The organism is Bacillus sp. FSL M8-0071, from assembly GCF_037975455.1.
GTDB lineage: Bacteria > Bacillota > Bacilli > Bacillales > Bacillaceae > Bacillus > Bacillus subtilis.
The window spans coordinates 2,203,162-2,221,318 of the sequence record NZ_CP150256.1 but is presented as its reverse complement, the minus strand read 5'-3'; the positions used below and the strand labels follow the sequence as shown (position 1 = coordinate 2,221,318).

The 18,157-nt window shown below is 43.8% G+C and carries 20 protein-coding genes; 19 read left to right on the top strand and 1 reads right to left on the bottom strand.

All coding sequences use genetic code 11. From position 1 onward, the window contains the following. Positions 1 to 46 precede the first annotated feature (46 nt). Entirely contained in the window at positions 47 to 841 is a 795-nt protein-coding gene (ypjB, locus tag MKX71_RS11175; protein ID WP_015251822.1) for a sporulation protein YpjB, read from the top strand. A gap of 41 nt (positions 842 to 882) precedes the next feature. Here the strand turns inward: ypjB and MKX71_RS11170 are convergent, their stop codons facing one another. Beyond that, positions 883 to 1,755 (bottom strand): YitT family protein, encoded by an 873-nt coding sequence (locus MKX71_RS11170; protein ID WP_128993059.1) that lies wholly within the window; start codon positions 1,753 to 1,755, stop codon positions 883 to 885. A gap of 139 nt (positions 1,756 to 1,894) precedes the next feature. Between MKX71_RS11170 and MKX71_RS11165 the strand changes: the two genes are divergently transcribed. The 18 genes from MKX71_RS11165 to MKX71_RS11080 all read left to right on the top strand — a co-directional run bounded on the left by MKX71_RS11165 (position 1,895) and on the right by MKX71_RS11080 (position 18,121). Further along, positions 1,895 to 2,230: a nucleotide pyrophosphohydrolase gene (locus tag MKX71_RS11165; protein WP_004398044.1), complete on the top strand. Its 336-nt coding sequence runs from the start codon at positions 1,895 to 1,897 to the stop codon at positions 2,228 to 2,230. An 11-nt stretch (positions 2,231 to 2,241) separates the two neighbouring features. Beyond that, positions 2,242 to 3,045 (top strand): 4-hydroxy-tetrahydrodipicolinate reductase, encoded by an 804-nt coding sequence (gene dapB, locus MKX71_RS11160; RefSeq protein ID WP_024573475.1) that lies wholly within the window; start codon positions 2,242 to 2,244, stop codon positions 3,043 to 3,045. A 15-nt stretch (positions 3,046 to 3,060) separates the two neighbouring features. Beyond that, positions 3,061 to 3,474: a methylglyoxal synthase gene (gene mgsA / locus MKX71_RS11155; protein WP_014477171.1), complete on the top strand. Its 414-nt coding sequence runs from the start codon at positions 3,061 to 3,063 to the stop codon at positions 3,472 to 3,474. Then, positions 3,467 to 4,177: a bacillithiol biosynthesis deacetylase BshB1 gene (gene bshB1, locus MKX71_RS11150; RefSeq protein WP_014480112.1), complete on the top strand. Its 711-nt coding sequence runs from the start codon at positions 3,467 to 3,469 to the stop codon at positions 4,175 to 4,177. Before mgsA ends, bshB1 begins: the two co-directional genes overlap by 8 nt. Then, positions 4,174 to 5,307 (top strand): N-acetyl-alpha-D-glucosaminyl L-malate synthase BshA, encoded by a 1,134-nt coding sequence (gene bshA, locus MKX71_RS11145; RefSeq protein ID WP_033884169.1) that lies wholly within the window; start codon positions 4,174 to 4,176, stop codon positions 5,305 to 5,307. The genes bshB1 and bshA overlap by 4 nt, the downstream gene beginning before the upstream one ends. A gap of 4 nt (positions 5,308 to 5,311) precedes the next feature. Next, complete coding sequence (locus MKX71_RS11140; protein ID WP_100506345.1) at positions 5,312 to 6,505, top strand: CCA tRNA nucleotidyltransferase; 1,194 nt, start codon at positions 5,312 to 5,314, stop codon at positions 6,503 to 6,505. Continuing rightward, positions 6,490 to 7,467, top strand: a complete 978-nt coding sequence (locus tag MKX71_RS11135; RefSeq protein WP_015714159.1) for a bifunctional biotin--[acetyl-CoA-carboxylase] synthetase/biotin operon repressor — start codon at positions 6,490 to 6,492, stop codon at positions 7,465 to 7,467. Before MKX71_RS11140 ends, MKX71_RS11135 begins: the two co-directional genes overlap by 16 nt. A gap of 245 nt (positions 7,468 to 7,712) precedes the next feature. Next, on the top strand, positions 7,713 to 8,546 hold the full coding sequence (gene panB / locus MKX71_RS11130) for a 3-methyl-2-oxobutanoate hydroxymethyltransferase (protein ID WP_003230652.1): 834 nt from the start codon (positions 7,713 to 7,715) through the stop codon (positions 8,544 to 8,546). Between the two features lies 1 nt (position 8,547). Then, entirely contained in the window at positions 8,548 to 9,408 is an 861-nt protein-coding gene (panC, locus tag MKX71_RS11125; protein WP_024571841.1) for a pantoate--beta-alanine ligase, read from the top strand. A 1-nt stretch (position 9,409) separates the two neighbouring features. Next, on the top strand, positions 9,410 to 9,793 hold the full coding sequence (gene panD, locus MKX71_RS11120; RefSeq protein ID WP_003225586.1) for an aspartate 1-decarboxylase: 384 nt from the start codon (positions 9,410 to 9,412) through the stop codon (positions 9,791 to 9,793). Between the two features lie 125 nt (positions 9,794 to 9,918). Then, complete coding sequence (dinG, locus tag MKX71_RS11115; protein WP_339231074.1) at positions 9,919 to 12,714, top strand: ATP-dependent DNA helicase DinG; 2,796 nt, start codon at positions 9,919 to 9,921, stop codon at positions 12,712 to 12,714. A gap of 142 nt (positions 12,715 to 12,856) precedes the next feature. Next, a complete protein-coding gene (locus MKX71_RS11110; RefSeq protein WP_003225588.1) occupies positions 12,857 to 13,027 on the top strand; it encodes a YpmA family protein in 171 nt (56 codons plus the stop codon). 8 nt (positions 13,028 to 13,035) lie between these two features. After that, positions 13,036 to 13,521, top strand: coding sequence for a cell wall elongation/penicillin-binding protein regulator TseB (gene tseB / locus MKX71_RS11105; RefSeq protein WP_003230665.1), 486 nt, complete (start codon positions 13,036 to 13,038; stop codon positions 13,519 to 13,521). Between the two features lie 22 nt (positions 13,522 to 13,543). After that, positions 13,544 to 14,725: an aspartate transaminase AspB gene (aspB, locus tag MKX71_RS11100; protein WP_339231071.1), complete on the top strand. Its 1,182-nt coding sequence runs from the start codon at positions 13,544 to 13,546 to the stop codon at positions 14,723 to 14,725. Between the two features lie 143 nt (positions 14,726 to 14,868). Beyond that, positions 14,869 to 16,161, top strand: a complete 1,293-nt coding sequence (gene asnS / locus MKX71_RS11095) for an asparagine--tRNA ligase (RefSeq protein ID WP_004398777.1) — start codon at positions 14,869 to 14,871, stop codon at positions 16,159 to 16,161. A gap of 92 nt (positions 16,162 to 16,253) precedes the next feature. Then, positions 16,254 to 16,952 (top strand): DNA replication protein DnaD, encoded by a 699-nt coding sequence (gene dnaD, locus MKX71_RS11090; RefSeq protein WP_004398499.1) that lies wholly within the window; start codon positions 16,254 to 16,256, stop codon positions 16,950 to 16,952. Between the two features lie 18 nt (positions 16,953 to 16,970). Next, a complete protein-coding gene (gene nth / locus MKX71_RS11085; protein ID WP_339231068.1) occupies positions 16,971 to 17,630 on the top strand; it encodes an endonuclease III in 660 nt (219 codons plus the stop codon). Then, on the top strand, positions 17,627 to 18,121 hold the full coding sequence (locus MKX71_RS11080; protein ID WP_009967579.1) for a YpoC family protein: 495 nt from the start codon (positions 17,627 to 17,629) through the stop codon (positions 18,119 to 18,121). Before nth ends, MKX71_RS11080 begins: the two co-directional genes overlap by 4 nt. Positions 18,122 to 18,157: the final 36 nt, after the last annotated feature.

Sequence of the window (18,157 nt, the reverse complement as noted above, 5' to 3'; positions counted from 1 at the left end):
TCCCTTTCTTCATATTCTGTAAGGAGAGAGAGTGGGAGGGACCTGCATGAAACGAAAGCTGACGATCTGTTTGTTGATTGCACTTATTTTTTATAATGGAAATGCCAAGGCTGCAGAGCGGGGAAGCCTCGAGGAATTGAATGATTTATCCGATACAGTCTTTCAAATGACCCGACAGGCGAAATATGAAGAGGCGCTTCAAGTCTTGGAGTATTTTGAAAAAACATTAAAATCCGCTGAGAAAAAACAGCAAGACCCCATGCTAACGGGAGCCCAAATTCGTCAAATCACATTGGGCTATAATGATATGGTTCGGAGTTTAAAGCAAGCTGATACATCAGACACACAAAAACTCAGAGCAGCCGCGCAGTTCAGAATGCTGATGGATGCGGTTGACAATCGGTCTGACCCGCTTTGGGGCTCACTGGAAAAACCGATTATGGAAGCTTTTACTGAGCTGAAGCGAGATGTCCAGAAGAATGGAAGCACAAGCTTTCATGAAAAATGGAATGAATTTATCAGTTTATATGACTTGATTTACCCCAGTCTTACAATCGATGTATCAGAGGATCAGCTTGAAACAGTCGGAAAACATATAGATGTTATTGAGCAAGAGGAATTTCAGCAAATGACAGAGAGCACGAAGCTTGAACGGCTTTCCCTTCTTCAGCATGACCTGAAAAATGTGTTTGACAGGGTGGAGGAGGATGATGCCGATCCGTCTTTACTCTGGGTGATGATTACAACCGGCAGTATCATCATTACTGCTCTTACCTATGTCGGTTACAGAAAGTACAAGGCGGAAAAAAACAAGCTGAAAAAAAGGGACTACCCTAAATAAGGGTGAGGGGCGGCGGTCAGCCGCCTTTTTTCTATTACATGTCAGCGCGGAAGCGGATTTTTATTTTCATCAAGCGTAAATCCTTCTCCGAGCACATCGTGAACATCGCTTACCGCTACAAAGGCATGGGGATCAATGGAGTTAATCACGCTTTTCAGCATCACCAATTCGTTTTTCGGCACCACACAATAAAGTACATCTATATCCTCTTTTGTGTAGGAACCTTGTCCTTTCAAAATGGTGACGCCCCGTTCCATTTCTTCAAGAATCTTTTTCTGAATCAGGTCGTTTTTCGAAGAGATGATCGTAGCGCCTTTAGCAGCGTATCCGCCTTCCTGAATAAAATCAATTAATCTTGCCGCTACAAATACAGCTACCAGCGTATACATCGCTTCTTTATAGGAGAGATAAGTAAGCAAAGACAAAATGATGACGCAGGCATCGAAAGCAAACATCGTTCTGCCCATCGGAATCCCAAAATACTTATTCACTAAACGTGCGATGATATCAACACCGCCTGTCGTACCGCCGAACTTGAAAATAATACCCAGTCCGGCTCCGATGAATACGCCGGCAAATAAAGCGGCGAGCGCTAAGTCGTGCTGAAGGGGCATATGGATTTCATATCGCTGAAAGATGCTGAGGAACAAAGACAAGGCTACAGTGCCGACAAGGGTATAAACAAACATTGTCCTGCCGAGCAAACGCCAGCCAATAAAAAAAATCGGAATGTTCAACACCAGGTTCGAGATAGAGGGGCTGATGTGGAAAAGGGCATAAAGCAAAAGTGTAATACCTGTAAAACCGCCCTCAGCCAGATTGTTCTGCATATTGAAATGAACCAAGCCAAATGAAAAAATTGCCGCTCCGATTAAAATAAAAAATATGTTTCTTAATCTAATTTCTCCAAGCATCACACAAAACCCCTTTTCCTTCCATTAGATAGCGTTTATATTATAGTGGATGAAAAAGAAAACAGCAAACGTGCTTAAACATTTGTCAAACGTATCTGAATTAGCTAACATGTAAGAGGATGATAGGAGGTTTCGTTCAGTGAGTGATAAAACAATGAAAGACATACAGGCTGAAGTAGACCGTTACATCGGCCAATTTAAAGAAGGATATTTCAGCCCGCTGGCCATGATGGCGAGGCTGACTGAAGAACTGGGCGAGCTTGCCAGAGAAGTGAATCACCGTTATGGAGAAAAACCAAAAAAAGCGACTGAAGATGATAAAAGCATGGAAGAGGAAATGGGCGATGTGCTATTTGTATTGGTTTGTTTAGCCAACTCCCTTGATATCTCTTTAGAGGAAGCCCACGACCGAGTCATGCATAAATTTAATACAAGAGATAAAGATCGCTGGACCAGAAAAGAAGAAGGAAAGTAGAGGAGATCAAGATGTCAAACGAAACAATTAAAGTAGTCATTGCGGGACCGCGCGGAAGAATGGGGCAGGAAGCTGTTAAATTGGCAGAACGAACACCTCATTTTGACCTTGTCGGGGCCATAGACCATACATACGATCAGCAAAAATTATCTGATGTGATGCCTGTTGAGTCAGATGCTTTAATTTACACAGATATCCATGCCTGCTTTACAGAAACACAACCGGATGTCTTGATTGATTTAACAACGCCCGAAATCGGAAAAGTACATACAAAAATTGCATTAGAGCACGGAGTCCGTCCAGTTGTCGGAACAACCGGTTTCTCAGAAGCTGATTTAAAAGAGCTCACGTCTTTAACAGAAGAAAAAGGGATCGGAGCCATCATCGCGCCAAATTTTGCGCTCGGTGCGATACTGATGATGAAATTTTCAAAAATGGCTGCCAACTATTTTGAGGATGTTGAGATTATTGAGCTTCATCATGACCAGAAGCTTGACGCACCAAGCGGAACTGCGCTTAAAACAGCGGAAATGATTTCAGAAGTCCGTAAAGAAAAGCAGCAAGGACATCCGGATGAAAAAGAAATTCTCCCAGGAGCAAGAGGAGCGGAGCAAAACGGTATTCGCTTGCACAGCGTCCGTCTTCCGGGACTGATCGCGCATCAGGAGGTCATGTTCGGCATGGATGGCCAAACGCTTCAGATACGCCATGATTCTTATAACCGTGCTTCTTTCATGTCAGGCGTTAAACTGTCAGTCGAACAAGTCATGAAGATTGATCAGCTTGTGTACGGTTTAGAAAATATCATTGATTAGACGGGGGGATAAACAATGAAAATTGCTTTGATCGCGCATGACAAGAAAAAACAGGACATGGTTCAATTTACGACTGCCTATCGGGATATTTTAAAGAATCATGATTTATACGCAACCGGAACCACAGGGTTGAAAATTCAAGAGGCGACAGGTCTTCAAATTGAACGTTTTCAATCCGGCCCTTTAGGGGGAGACCAGCAAATCGGTGCATTGATCGCTGCCAATGCACTCGATCTTGTCATTTTTTTGCGCGACCCGCTGACCGCGCAGCCGCATGAACCGGATGTCTCGGCATTAATCCGGTTATGTGATGTGTATTCCATTCCGCTCGCCACAAATATGGGTACTGCGGAAATTCTTGTCCGCACACTTGATGAAGGTGTTTTCGAATTCCGTGACCTTCTTCGGGGAGAAGAGCCGAATGTATAATGCTGACGTTCTTGCTTTTGGCGCCCACAGTGATGATGTCGAGATCGGAATGGGCGGCACAATAGCGAAGTTTGTCAAACAGGGAAAAAAAGTAATGATATGCGACTTGACAGAAGCGGAACTCTCTTCTAACGGTACGGTCAGTTTACGTAAAGAAGAAGCAGCTGAAGCAGCCCGCATATTAGGCGCAGATAAAAGAATTCAGCTGACGCTTCCAGACCGCGGCCTAATAATGAGTGATCAGGCAATTCGGTCGATTGTCACTGTCATCAGAACCTGCCGCCCAAAAGCGGTTTTTATGCCGTATAAAAAGGATCGCCATCCGGATCACGGCAATGCGGCTGCACTGGTGGAAGAAGCGATCTTTTCCGCCGGAATCCATAAATATAAAGATGAAAAAAGCCTTCCGGCGCATAAAGTCAGCAAGGTTTACTATTATATGATAAATGGTTTTCATCAGCCGGATTTTGTTATTGATATCTCGGATACAATAGAGGCAAAGAAACAAAGCCTCAACGCCTACAAAAGCCAGTTTATCCCGTCAAAGGATTCAGTTTCTACTCCTCTGACGAATGGTTATATCGAGATCGTTGAAGCGAGAGAAAAGCTTTACGGTAAAGAAGCGGGCGTGGAGTATGCCGAAGGTTTCTTTTCCAAACGGATGCTGATGCTTGATCATGATGTGCTTGGGGGCGAACAATGAGAAAACTAAAAATAGGAATCACATGCTATCCGAGCGTTGGAGGCTCAGGTATCATTGCGACAGAACTGGGGAAGCAGCTTGCTGAAAAGGGACATGAAATCCATTTCATCACATCAAGCATTCCGTTTAGACTGAATACATATCATCCCAATATTCATTTTCATGAAGTTGAGGTTAATCAATATGCTGTTTTTAAATATCCTCCGTATGATTTGACATTGGCAAGCAAAATCGCTGAGGTGGCGGAACGGGAGAATTTAGACATTATCCATGCTCACTATGCTCTTCCGCATGCCGTTTGCGCCTATCTTGCAAAACAAATGCTGAAACGCAATATCGGCATTGTTACAACTTTGCATGGCACGGATATCACGGTGTTAGGTTATGATCCGTCTCTAAAAGATCTGATCCGTTTTGCTATTGAGTCATCAGACAGGGTGACGGCCGTCTCCTCAGCGCTTGCTGCTGAAACATACGATTTAATTAAACCGGAGAAAAAAATTGAAACGATTTATAACTTTATAGACGAGCGCGTGTATCTGAAGAAAAACACAGCAGCAATTAAAGAGAAACATGGAATTTTACCAGATGAAAAAGTCGTCATCCATGTGTCCAACTTCAGAAAAGTTAAACGCGTGCAGGATGTCATCCGTGTGTTCCGCAATATCGCTGGCAAAACGAAAGCGAAGCTGCTTTTAGTCGGAGACGGTCCGGAGAAATCGACAGCCTGTGAGCTTATCAGAAAATATGGCTTGGAAGACCAAGTCTTAATGCTTGGAAATCAAGACCGTGTTGAAGAGCTTTATTCTATTAGCGATTTGAAGCTGCTGCTATCTGAAAAAGAAAGCTTTGGCCTTGTCCTGCTTGAAGCGATGGCTTGCGGAGTGCCTTGTATCGGAACAAACATTGGCGGTATCCCTGAGGTTATTAAAAACAATGTGAGCGGATTTTTGGTGGACGTCGGTGATGTTGGGGCCGCAACAGCCCGCGCGATGAGCATTTTAGAAGATGAACAGCTAAGCAATCGTTTTACAAAGGCGGCAATAGAGATGCTTGAAAATGAATTTTCTTCCAAAAAAATTGTCAGCCAGTATGAACAGATTTATGCCGATTTAGCAGAACCGGAGTGATCACATGGAAAAAGTTTTTATCAAAGCACTTCCCGTGCTCCGCATCTTAATCGAAGCAGGCCATCAGGCTTATTTTGTCGGAGGCGCAGTTCGTGACAGCTATATGAAACGAACGATCGGAGATGTCGATATCGCGACAGATGCGGCACCTGATCAAGTAGAACGGCTGTTTCAGCGGACTGTTGATGTAGGCAAAGAGCACGGGACCATTATTGTGCTCTGGGAGGATGAAACCTATGAAGTCACGACATTCCGGACTGAATCTGATTATGTTGATTTCAGAAGACCGTCAGAAGTGCAATTTATCTCATCATTAGAAGAGGATCTAAAACGCAGAGATTTAACGATCAATGCGATGGCCATGACAGCGGACGGGAAGGTGCTTGATTATTTTGGCGGCAAGAAAGATATTGATCAGAAAGTGATTCGAACCGTTGGAAAGCCTGAGGATAGATTTCAAGAGGATGCGCTTCGTATGCTGAGAGCCGTACGCTTTATGAGCCAGCTTGGCTTTACGCTTTCACCGGAAACAGAAGAAGCCATTGCGAAAGAAAAATCACTCCTCTCCCATGTTTCAGTCGAACGAAAAACTATAGAGTTCGAGAAATTGCTGCAGGGAAGAGCTTCTCGCCAGGCGCTTCAAACACTCATTCAAACGAGATTGTATGAAGAGCTTCCTGGTTTTTATCATAAACGAGAAAACCTGATTTCAACGAGTGAGTTTCCATTCTTCTCTTTAACATCCCGTGAGGAGCTTTGGGCTGCTCTTTTAATTAACCTTGGCATAGTTTTGAAAGACGCGCCCCTTTTCCTGAAAGCATGGAAGCTCCCGGGAAAAGTGATCAAGGAAGCCATTCACATTGCCGATACGTTTGGCCAGAGCCTTGACGCAATGACAATGTACAGAGCTGGGGAAAAAGCACTGCTCTCAGCGGCCAAAATATCGCAGCTTCGGCAAAACGAAAAACTGGATGAAAAGAAACTGAAGGACATTCAGTACGCTTATCAAAACCTGCCGATCAAAAGCCTTAAGGATCTTGATATCACGGGTAAGGACTTGCTTGCGCTTCGAAACCGGCCGGCCGGAAAATGGGTATCAGAAGAATTACAGCGGATCGAGCAGGCTGTTGTGACAGGGAAGCTCTCCAATCAAAAGAAACACATAGAGGAGTGGCTGAAGACATGCGGTCAACATTAAGAAAAGACCTTATTGAATTATTTTCTCAGGCCGGCAATGAATTTATTTCCGGCCAAAAAATCAGTGATGCTCTCGGCTGTTCAAGAACTGCTGTGTGGAAGCATATTGAAGAGCTTCGGAAAGAGGGTTATGAAGTAGAAGCCGTTAGAAGAAAAGGATATCGGCTCATCAAAAAGCCCGGAAAACTCAGTGAAAGCGAAATCCGCTTTGGATTAAAAACGGAAGTGATGGGCCAGCATCTTATTTATCATGACGTTCTTTCAAGCACGCAAAAAACGGCTCATGAGCTTGCGAATAATAACGCACCGGAAGGCACCCTCGTGGTGGCTGACAAACAAACAGCCGGAAGGGGCCGAATGTCTAGGGTATGGCATTCTCAAGAAGGAAACGGCGTTTGGATGAGCCTGATTTTGCGGCCTGACATTCCGCTCCAAAAAACACCGCAGCTGACTCTGCTTGCTGCAGTAGCTGTTGTGCAGGGAATAGAAGAGGCAGCAGGCATCCAAACGGATATTAAATGGCCAAATGATATTTTGATTAACGGAAAAAAAACAGTCGGCATCCTAACGGAAATGCAGGCTGAAGAAGACCGCGTACGTTCAGTGATCATTGGGATCGGCATTAACGTTAACCAGCAGCCTAATGATTTTCCAGAAGAATTGAAGGACATCGCGACAAGCCTCAGCCAAGCTGCTGGGGAAAAAATTGATCGGGCCGGCGTCATCCAGCATATTTTACTATGCTTTGAGAAACGGTACCGGGATTATATGACGCACGGATTTACGCCGATTAAGCTTTTATGGGAAAGCTATGCGCTCGGTATTGGCACTAATATGAGAGCCAGAACGTTAAACGGAACCTTTTACGGTAAGGCGTTAGGTATAGATGATGAAGGCGTTCTGCTTTTAGAAACGAACGAAGGCATTAAAAAAATCTATTCTGCCGATATCGAATTGGGCTAATGTGTTGGTACAAGCCCGTTGATTTTGGTATACTTCCATTGGGCAGTATCGCCTGCGAACTGCACCTATTATTAAAATAGATAGACATTGCAGCAGTCTGCCTTGATCCAAAAAAGGACTGGGACAGAGGGATGAAACTCGCCGAACTTTAGAAAGTGAAGAATCCTTCTCGTTGTAACGGAAGGTTTTTTGGCTTGTAGAAGAAAACGGCAGATCATCTCCTCTAAACATGAGGAGGAGAAAACATGAAAACAAAACTGGATTTTCTAAAAATGAAGGAGTCTGAAGAACCGATTGTCATGCTGACCGCTTATGATTATCCGGCAGCTAAACTTGCTGAACAAGCGGGAGTTGACATGATTTTAGTCGGTGATTCACTCGGAATGGTCGTCCTCGGCCTTGATTCAACTGTCGGTGTGACAGTTGCGGACATGATCCATCATACAAAAGCCGTTAAAAGGGGGGCGCCGAATACCTTTATTGTGACAGATATGCCGTTTATGTCTTATCACCTGTCTAAGGAAGATACGCTGAAAAATGCAGCGGCTATCGTTCAAGAAAGCGGAGCTGACGCACTGAAGCTTGAGGGCGGAGAAGGCGTGTTTGAATCCATTCGCGCATTAACGCTTGGAGGCATTCCAGTAGTCAGTCACTTAGGTTTGACACCGCAGTCAGTCGGCGTATTGGGCGGCTATAAAGTACAGGGCAAAGACGAACAAAGCGCCAAAAAATTAATAGAAGACAGTATAAAATGCGAAGAAGCAGGAGCTATGATGCTTGTGCTGGAATGTGTGCCGGCAGAACTCACAGCCAAAATTGCCGAGACGCTAAGCATACCGGTCATTGGAATCGGGGCTGGTGTGAAAGCAGACGGACAAGTTCTCGTTTATCATGATATTATTGGTCACGGTGTTGAGAGAACACCTAAATTTGTAAAGCAATATACGCGCATTGATGAAACTATCGAAACAGCAATCAGCGGATATGTTCAGGATGTAAGACATCGTGCTTTCCCTGAACAAAAGCATTCCTTTCAAATGAACCAGACAGTGCTGGACGGCTTGTACGGGGGAAAATAAGATGAGACAGATTACTGATATTTCACAGCTGAAAGAAGCCATAAAACAATACCATTCAGAGGGCAAGTCAATCGGATTTGTTCCGACTATGGGGTTTCTGCATGAGGGGCATTTAACCTTAGCAGACAAAGCAAGACAAGAAAACGACGCCGTTATTATGAGTATTTTTGTGAATCCTGCACAATTCGGCCCTAATGAAGATTTTGAAGCATATCCGCGCGATATTGAGCGGGATGCAGCTCTTGCAGAAAACGCCGGAGTTGATATTCTTTTTACGCCAGATGCTCATGATATGTATCCCGGTGAAAAGAATGTCACGATTCATGTAGAAAGACGCACAGACGTGTTATGCGGGCGCTCAAGAGAAGGACATTTTGACGGGGTCGCGATCGTACTGACGAAGCTTTTCAATCTAGTCAAGCCGACTCGTGCCTATTTCGGTTTAAAAGATGCGCAGCAGGTAGCTGTTGTTGATGGGTTAATCAGTGACTTCTTCATGGATATTGAATTGGTTCCTGTCGATACGGTCAGAGAGGAAGACGGCTTAGCCAAAAGCTCTCGCAATGTATACTTAACAGCTGAGGAAAGAAAAGAAGCGCCTAAGCTGTATCGGGCCCTTCAAACAAGTGCGGAACTGATCCAAGCCGGTGAAAGAGATCCTGAAGCGGTGATAAAAGCTGCAAAAGAAATCATTGAAACGACTAGCGGAACCATAGACTATGTAGAGCTTTATTCCTATCCGGAACTCGAGCCTGTGAATGAAATTGCTGGAAAGATGATTCTCGCTGTTGCAGTTGCTTTTTCAAAAGCGCGTCTAATAGATAATATCATTATTGATATTCGAGAAATGGAGAGAATATAATATGTATCGAACAATGATGAGCGGCAAACTTCACAGGGCAACTGTTACGGAAGCAAACCTGAACTATGTGGGAAGCATTACAATTGATGAAGATCTCATTGATGCTGTGGGAATGCTTCCTAATGAAAAAGTACAAATTGTGAATAATAATAATGGAGCACGTCTTGAAACGTATATTATTCCTGGTAAACGGGGAAGCGGTGTCATATGCTTAAACGGTGCAGCCGCACGCCTTGTGCAGGAAGGAGATAAGGTCATTATTATTTCTTACAAAATGATGTCTGATCAAGAAGCGGCAAGCCACGAGCCGAAAGTGGCTGTTCTGAATGATCAAAACAAAATTGAACAAATGCTGGGAAACGAACCCGCCCGTACAATTTTGTAGAAGAAAAGCCCCCTTTATCGGGGGTTTTCTTTTAAGATTTTGAGAGTAAAACGGTTTTGCCGCTCCATTTCCGTACAAAACGTGTTACACTTTTGTCGTATGCAAGAATTGAGGTGTCCATTTTAATGAATAAGCAACGGTTCGTTGTTATAGATGTAGAGACAACAGGGAATTCGCCGAAGAAAGGCGATAAAATCATACAAATCGCAGCGGTTGTAATCGAAAATGGACAAATTACTGAGCGGTTTTCAAAATACATTAATCCAAATAAATCAATCCCTGCTTTTATTGAGCAGCTTACTGGAATCTCTAATCAAATGGTAGAAAATGAACAGCCATTTGAAGCAGTTGCTGAAGAAGTATTCCAATTGCTTGACGGCGCTTATTTTGTCGCCCACAATATCCATTTTGACCTTGGATTTGTCAAGTATGAGCTGCATAAGGCGGGCTTTCAGCTCCCAGATTGTGAAGTGCTTGATACTGTCGAGCTCTCACGCATTGTTTTTCCGGGATTTGAAGGGTATAAGCTGACGGAATTAAGCGAGGAGCTTCAGCTGCGGCATGATCAGCCGCACCGGGCTGACAGCGATGCTGAAGTGACAGGGCTTATTTTTTTGGAAATCCTTGAAAAGCTGCGGCAGCTTCCTTATCCGACATTAAAGCAGTTAAGAAGGCTTTCGCAGCATTTCATCAGTGATCTGACGCATTTGTTGGATATGTTCATTAATGAAAACAGACATACCGAGATACCGGGCTATACGCGCTTTTCTTCGTTTTCTGTCAGAGAACCTGAAGCTATCGCTGTTCGTATAAATGAGGACGAGAACTTCTCATTTGAGATCGAAAGCTGGGAAGCGGGAAATGAAAAAGCGCTGTCAGAGTTAATGCCTGGGTATGAAAAAAGAGACGGCCAAATGATGATGATGAGAGAGGTGGCTGATGCGTTTGCCAATCGTGAGCATGCGCTGATTGAAGCTCCTCCAGGCATCGGAAAAACGATTGGCTATCTGATTCCGGCTGCGCTTTTTGCCAAGAAATCAAAAAAGCCGGTCATAATCAGCACGTATTCGACGCTTTTACAGCAGCAGATTCTCACAAAGGATTTGCCGATTGTCCAAGATCTGTTTCCATTTCCGGTAACAGCGGCGATTTTAAAAGGGCAATCGCATTATTTATGCCTGTATAAATTTGAGCAGGTGCTTCATGAAGAAGATGATAATTATGATGCCGTACTGACAAAGGCACAGCTTCTTGTTTGGCTGACAGAGACAAATACAGGAGATGTAGCGGAACTCAATTTGCCTTCAGGCGGAAAATTGCTGTGGGACAGATTGGCTTATGACGATGACTCCTATAAAAGAAGTCGCAGTGAGCATGTGATCGGTTTTTACGAGCGGGCCAAACAGATTGCTATGCGCTCTGATTTGGTGATCACCAATCATTCCCTTTTGCTGACCGATGAAGGCAGCCAGAAAAAAAGGCTTCCCGAAAGCGGCACATTTATTATTGATGAAGCACACCATTTTGAACGTGCGGCAAGCGAACATTTAGGGAAAAGAGCCACGTACATAGAATTGCATACGAAATTGAGCAGAATCGGCACTCTGAAGGAGCAGGGACTTCTTAAAAAGATGAGACAGCTATTCCAGCGAAACAGCCTGCCGGTTGATTCATTTTTCGAATTGGAAGAGTGGCTTCAGCACGTTCAAGCAGAAAGTGATGCTTTCTTCAGCTCTGTACATTCTTTTGTCAAACGAAGAAAACCTAAAGAAGACTTAAACCGTCTAGTGTTTAAGGTGAACAAAGAAAGCCAGGATAAAAGCTGGTCGATCTTAACAGATGGTGCGGAGAGGCTTTGTTCCATGCTGACACATTTGCAGCAGCTTTTTGAGGCGCAGTCATCCCTGATGGAAAAACATTTGAAGGGTATGAAGAGCAAAACCGTCTTTTTAGCCGATGAATACCAAAGAAGCATGAAAGGCTTGCAGCATTACTGTCAGACGTTGCAGAAGCTCTTCTTTGGGTCTGATGACGATGAAGCGGTTTGGATTGAAATAGATGCAAAGGGTGCGAAAAATGCAGTGGCCATTTACGCACAGCCTCTTGAACCTGGTGAACTTCTGGCTGATCAGTTTTTCGCGCGCAAAAATAGTGTGGTGCTGACATCTGCAACCCTTACAGTCGAAGGTTCTTTTCAATTTATGATTGAACGACTGGGACTGAGTGACTTTTTCCCGCGGACAATGAGAATTGAGTCACCCTTTTCTTACGATGAGCGTATGCAGGTGATGATTCCAAAAGAAATGAAATCAATTCAGGATACAGGGCAACCTGAATTTATACAGGATACAGCCCATTATATCGAACTGATGGCAAAGGAAAAACAGCCTAAAATCCTTGTGCTGTTTACATCCCATGATATGCTGAAAAAGGTTCACCAGGAGCTTAAGCATAACATGAGTGCTTCCGGCATTCAGCTCTTGGCACAAGGGATTACAGGCGGAAGTCCCGGCAAACTGATGAAGACTTTTAAAACATCCAATCAGGCGATCCTGCTCGGAACAAATCATTTTTGGGAAGGCGTTGATTTCCCTGGTGATGAGCTGACGACAGTAATGATCGTGAGGCTCCCATTCCGGTCCCCTGATCACCCGCTTCATGCTGCAAAATGTGAGCTTGCCCGCAAAAAAGGAAAGAATCCGTTTCAAACAGTGTCATTACCGGAAGCTGTGCTGACCTTCAGGCAAGGAATCGGACGCTTGCTGCGTTCTGCGGGAGACAAGGGAACGATTATTATATTGGACAGACGGATTAAAACCGCTGGTTACGGCCGGCTGTTTCTTGATGCCTTGCCGACAACCTCAGTATCCGAAATGACTGACAGCGAGCTTGAAGCTTATGTTGCAGGGGAAAAAGAATAAAAGCCGCATAAAGCGGCTTTTGCGGTGTGGGAGTAGGATGGTGTTTTATTTAAAAGCGGATTTCCCGCTCTGTGATACTAGTATGGCGTGTCCTGAAATGGAGTATGACTAACAATATTTGTTCAAACTGGAGGATGAAAAAATGGAAAGTAAAATCGAAATTCTTTCAACAATTAATGTAGAGCATTCTGATGATCTGTATAAAATTGTGGACACATTGAATCGTACACTGAAAAGAGACAATCTGATGTTCGGCCTTGCGCTGGATGAAGAAAACAAAAACCAAGCCGTTTTTACCATTTATCGTACGTAGGTGAGAAGATGAGAAAAAAAGCATTAATATTTACCGTCATTTTTGGTATTATTTTTTTAGCAGTACTTCTTGTCTCGGCAAGCATTTATAAATCAGCCATGGCACAAAAGGAAGAGGGGCACGAAGCAGCAGCTGCTGAAGCTAAAAAAGAAACCGATCTCGCCCATGTTGATCAAGTCGAAACATTTGTCGGAAAAGAAAAATATTATGTTGTAAAGGGAACGGATAAAAAAGGCACTGCATTATATGTCTGGGTTCCTGCTGATAAAAAAGCAAAAATTCTCTCAAAAGAAGCGAAAGAGGGAATCTCTGAAGACAAAGCGGCGAAAATCATAAAGGATGAAGGGCTGGTTTCAAAGCAAAAAGAGGTTCATCTGGCAAGAGAAGGAAACGTCCTGCTTTGGGAAGTGACGTACTTAGACAAAGAAGGGCAATACAGTTTAAGTTATGTGGACTTTACAACTGGAAAGATTCTCAAAAATATCACGCCTTAAGACGAATTAGGGGGAGTTCAAGTTGAAACTGGCAAAAAGAGTATCCGCATTAACACCATCAACCACACTGGCAATCACAGCGAAAGCGAAAGAACTGAAAGCCGCAGGCCATGATGTCATCGGCTTAGGAGCAGGCGAGCCTGACTTCAATACACCGCAGCATATTATTGATGCCGCTGTGCGTTCGATGAACGAGGGCCATACGAAATACACGCCTTCCGGTGGTTTGGCTGAACTGAAAAACAGCATTGCAGAGAAATTTAAACGCGACCAGAATATTGAATACAAACCGTCTCAAATTATTGTCTGCACTGGTGCCAAACATGCTCTGTATACCCTTTTCCAAGTGATTTTGGATGAAGAAGATGAAGTTATTATTCCAACGCCTTACTGGGTAAGCTACCCGGAGCAGGTGAAACTCGCTGGCGGAAAGCCTGTTTATGTAGAAGGGCTTGAGGAAAATCACTTCAAAATTTCGCCTGAGCAGCTGAAAAATGCAATTACGGAAAAAACAAAAGCAATCGTTATTAACTCTCCAAGCAACCCGACTGGTGTCATGTATACGGAAGAAGAACTATCTGCGCTCGGTGAAGTGTGCCTTGAACATGATATCTTGATTGTGTCAGATGAAATTTATGAAAAACTTACATACGGCGGAAAGAAACATGTTTCCATTGCACAGCTGTCAGACAAACTGAAAGAGCAAACGGTCATTATAAACGGCGTATCGAAGTCCCACAGCATGACAGGCTGGAGAATCGGTTATGCGGCAGGCTCTGAAGACATTATTAAAGCGATGACGAACCTTGCAAGCCACAGCACGTCAAACCCGACATCAATCGCACAATACGGAGCGATTGCTGCTTATAACGGGCCTTCTGAGCCATTGGAAGAAATGAGAGAAGCATTTGAACATAGATTAAATACGATCTATGCAAAGCTCATAGAAATCCCAGGGTTCAGCTGTGTGAAGCCGGAAGGTGCTTTTTACTTGTTCCCGAATGCAAAAGAGGCAGCTCAATCTTGCGGTTTCAAAGATGTAGATGAATTTGTTAAAGCGCTTCTCGAGGAGGAAAAAGTTGCGATTGTTCCAGGATCCGGATTTGGCTCTCCTGAGAATGTCCGTCTTTCTTATGCAACATCGTTAGATCTTCTTGAAAAAGCCATTGAAAGAATCAAGCGTTTTGTAGAAAAACATAGCTAACAGATCAAAAAGCGGCTGACAGAAAAGCCGCTTTTTATCTGCATTGACCCGGTTAGTTAAGAGCGGGTATAATAAAGTGATGATAAAAGAGTTCGCGGGGCAATGAGCTTCCGAATGTCTTTCTTGTTTTGGAGGGAAATATGTTGAAAACAACAATCAACCAAGTGTACAAGCACGTAGGTGAGGAAGTAACGATCGGAGCTTGGGTCGCTAATAAGCGTTCAAGCGGGAAAATTGCGTTTTTACAGCTTCGGGACGGTACCGGTTTTATTCAGGGTGTCGTAGTAAAAGCGGAAGTGGAAGAAAGCATTTTCCAAACAGCTAAATCAGTGACGCAGGAAACGTCGCTCTATATAAAAGGGATTGTCAAAGAGGACGAGCGTTCTCCGCTTGGATATGAACTTGCTGTGACAGATATTGAAGTCATTCACGAAGCGACCGATTATCCAATTACACCAAAAGAACACGGAACGGAATTTTTGATGGATCACAGACATTTATGGCTGCGTTCAAAGCGCCAGCATGCGATCATGAAAATCCGTAATGAAATCATTCGCGCGACTTACGAATTCTTTAATAACGAAGGCTTCGTAAAAGTGGATCCGCCGATTTTGACTGGAAGCGCACCTGAAGGAACAACAGAACTCTTTGCGACAAAGTACTTTGATGAAGATGCATATCTGTCTCAAAGCGGACAGCTCTACATGGAAGCTGCGGCAATGGCTTTAGGAAAAGTATTCTCTTTCGGACCGACATTCAGAGCGGAAAAGTCTAAAACAAAGCGTCACTTAATCGAATTCTGGATGATCGAACCGGAAATGGCGTTTGTAGAATTTGAAGAAAATCTCCAAGTACAGGAAAATTACGTTTCTTTCATCGTGCAATCAGTTCTTAAAAATTGCAAAATTGAACTAAACACATTGGGAAGAGACACGTCAAAACTTGAGCAAATCAAAGCCCCGTTCCCAAGAATTACGTATGATGAAGCGATTGAATTTCTGAAAGAAAAAGGCTTTGACGATATCGAGTGGGGAGATGATTTCGGAGCGCCTCATGAAACAGCGATTGCTGAACATTATGACAAACCGGTATTCATCACTCGCTATCCGACGTCCTTAAAACCGTTCTATATGCAGCCGGCTTCTGACCGTGAGGACGTTGTGCTTTGCGCTGACTTGATTGCGCCGGAAGGCTATGGAGAAATCATCGGCGGGTCTGAACGAATTCACGATATGGAACTTTTGGAATCGCGTCTTAAAGAACATGGACTGGATTCTGACGCATATAAATGGTATGCTGAACTTAGAAAATATGGATCAGTTCCTCATTCCGGCTTCGGCCTTGGATTAGAGCGGACAGTAGCTTGGATCAGCGGAGCGCCTCACGTTCGTGAAACGATTCCGTTCCCAAGACTGTTAAACCGTCTGTATCCGTAATACATTCAAATGAAACAAAAAAGAGTCTCCTGCAAGGGAGACTTTTTACAGTAAAGGGGCAATCACAATCCTTTACAGTAAGAGGTGTGACGATGAAAAAACAGCAATTTATTGATATGCAGGAGCAGGGAACATCAACCATCCCCAATCTTCTGCTCACGCATTATAAACAGCTTGGGCTTAATGAAACAGAACTTATTCTGCTGTTAAAAATTAAAATGCATTTAGAAAAAGGATCATATTTTCCTACACCGAATCAGCTGCAGGAAGGTATGTCAATTTCTGTTGAAGAATGTACAAACAGATTGCGGATGTTTATTCAAAAAGGCTTTCTGTTTATTGAAGAATGCGAGGATCAAAACGGCATCAAATTTGAGAAATATTCTCTTCAGCCTTTATGGGGCAAGCTGTACGAGTATATTCAGCTTGCACAGAATCAAACACAGGAAAGAAAAGCAGAAGGGGAACAAAAAAGCCTTTATACCATTTTTGAGGAAGAGTTCGCAAGGCCGTTATCGCCTTTGGAGTGTGAAACGCTGGCGATCTGGCAGGACCAGGATCAGCATGACGCACAACTGATCAAACACGCGTTAAAAGAGGCTGTACTATCAGGAAAACTCAGTTTCCGCTACATTGACCGGATTTTGTTTGAATGGAAGAAAAACGGGCTTAAAACTGTGGAGCAGGCAAAAATACACAGCCAAAAATTCCGGCGTGTACAAGCAAAGCAGAATGAACCGCAAAAAGAGTATAAAAGGCAGGTTCCTTTTTACAATTGGCTTGAACAATAAAGTGAAAAGGTGACAATCGTGTTAAATCTAAAACAAATTGAATTCTGTTTAGACAAGATGGGTGACATGTTTCCTCATGCGGAGTGTGAACTGGTTCATTCCAATCCTTTTGAATTAGTGGTGGCTGTTGCTTTATCTGCGCAATGTACAGATGCACTTGTAAACAGAGTGACCAAAACATTATTCCAAAAATATAAACGGCCGGAAGACTATTTGGCTGTTCCGCTGGAAGAGCTTCAGCAGGATATTAAATCAATCGGTTTATATCGTAATAAAGCGAAAAATATTCAAAAGCTGAGTAAAATGATTATTGAAGATTACGGCGGAGAAGTGCCGAGAGACCGCGATGAGCTTGTCAAACTGCCAGGGGTCGGGAGAAAGACCGCAAACGTAGTGGTATCCGTTGCGTTTGGCGTGCCGGCCATAGCCGTAGATACCCATGTGGAGAGAGTCAGCAAACGATTGGGCATTTGCCGGTGGAAGGACTCGGTTCTGGAAGTTGAAAAGACGCTGATGCGCAAGGTTCCCAAAGAAGATTGGTCCGTTACGCATCACCGGCTTATTTTCTTCGGCAGATATCACTGTAAAGCCCAATCTCCGCGCTGTGCGGAGTGTCCGCTGCTTTCTTTGTGCAGAGAAGGGCAGAAGAGGGATAAAAAAGGACTGGTGAAACGATGACGCAAGCAAAAGAAGTGTTGGCTTCCTATGAGCAATACTTGCGCAGTCTTGGCCAGAAGAGTTCCTCGGATATGAAGAAAACCTTGCAGACCAATCCCGTGTATTTTGATTTCTGCACGGAATTACAAGGCGATTTGCCATGGGAGGACAGCGGGAAATACGTTCCGCTTTTATTTGAAGTGTGGGATGACATCAAAGCATCACTTCTCCCAGTCTTTCAAACACGAAAATCGAGATGTGACCAAAACGAAATGTTAAAGGGCATTGTGTGTTTGCTGGCTTCGTTACATTGGACAGCAGGTGAGCCGGTGAAATCGCTCGATTGGCAAGAACTGAGGGAGAAATCATATCCCGCAAAGCCGATTAATTGGGCTGAACGAGTGGAATTTATTCTTCTTAAGCCGACCCAATACCATTGCTTTATTCAGCTTGATGAGCTGATTACCGAAATGAAAAAGCATTTTTATAAATATCATGCGATGAATCGATAAAACCTCCTGTTAAAACGGGAGGTTTTTTATTGTGTA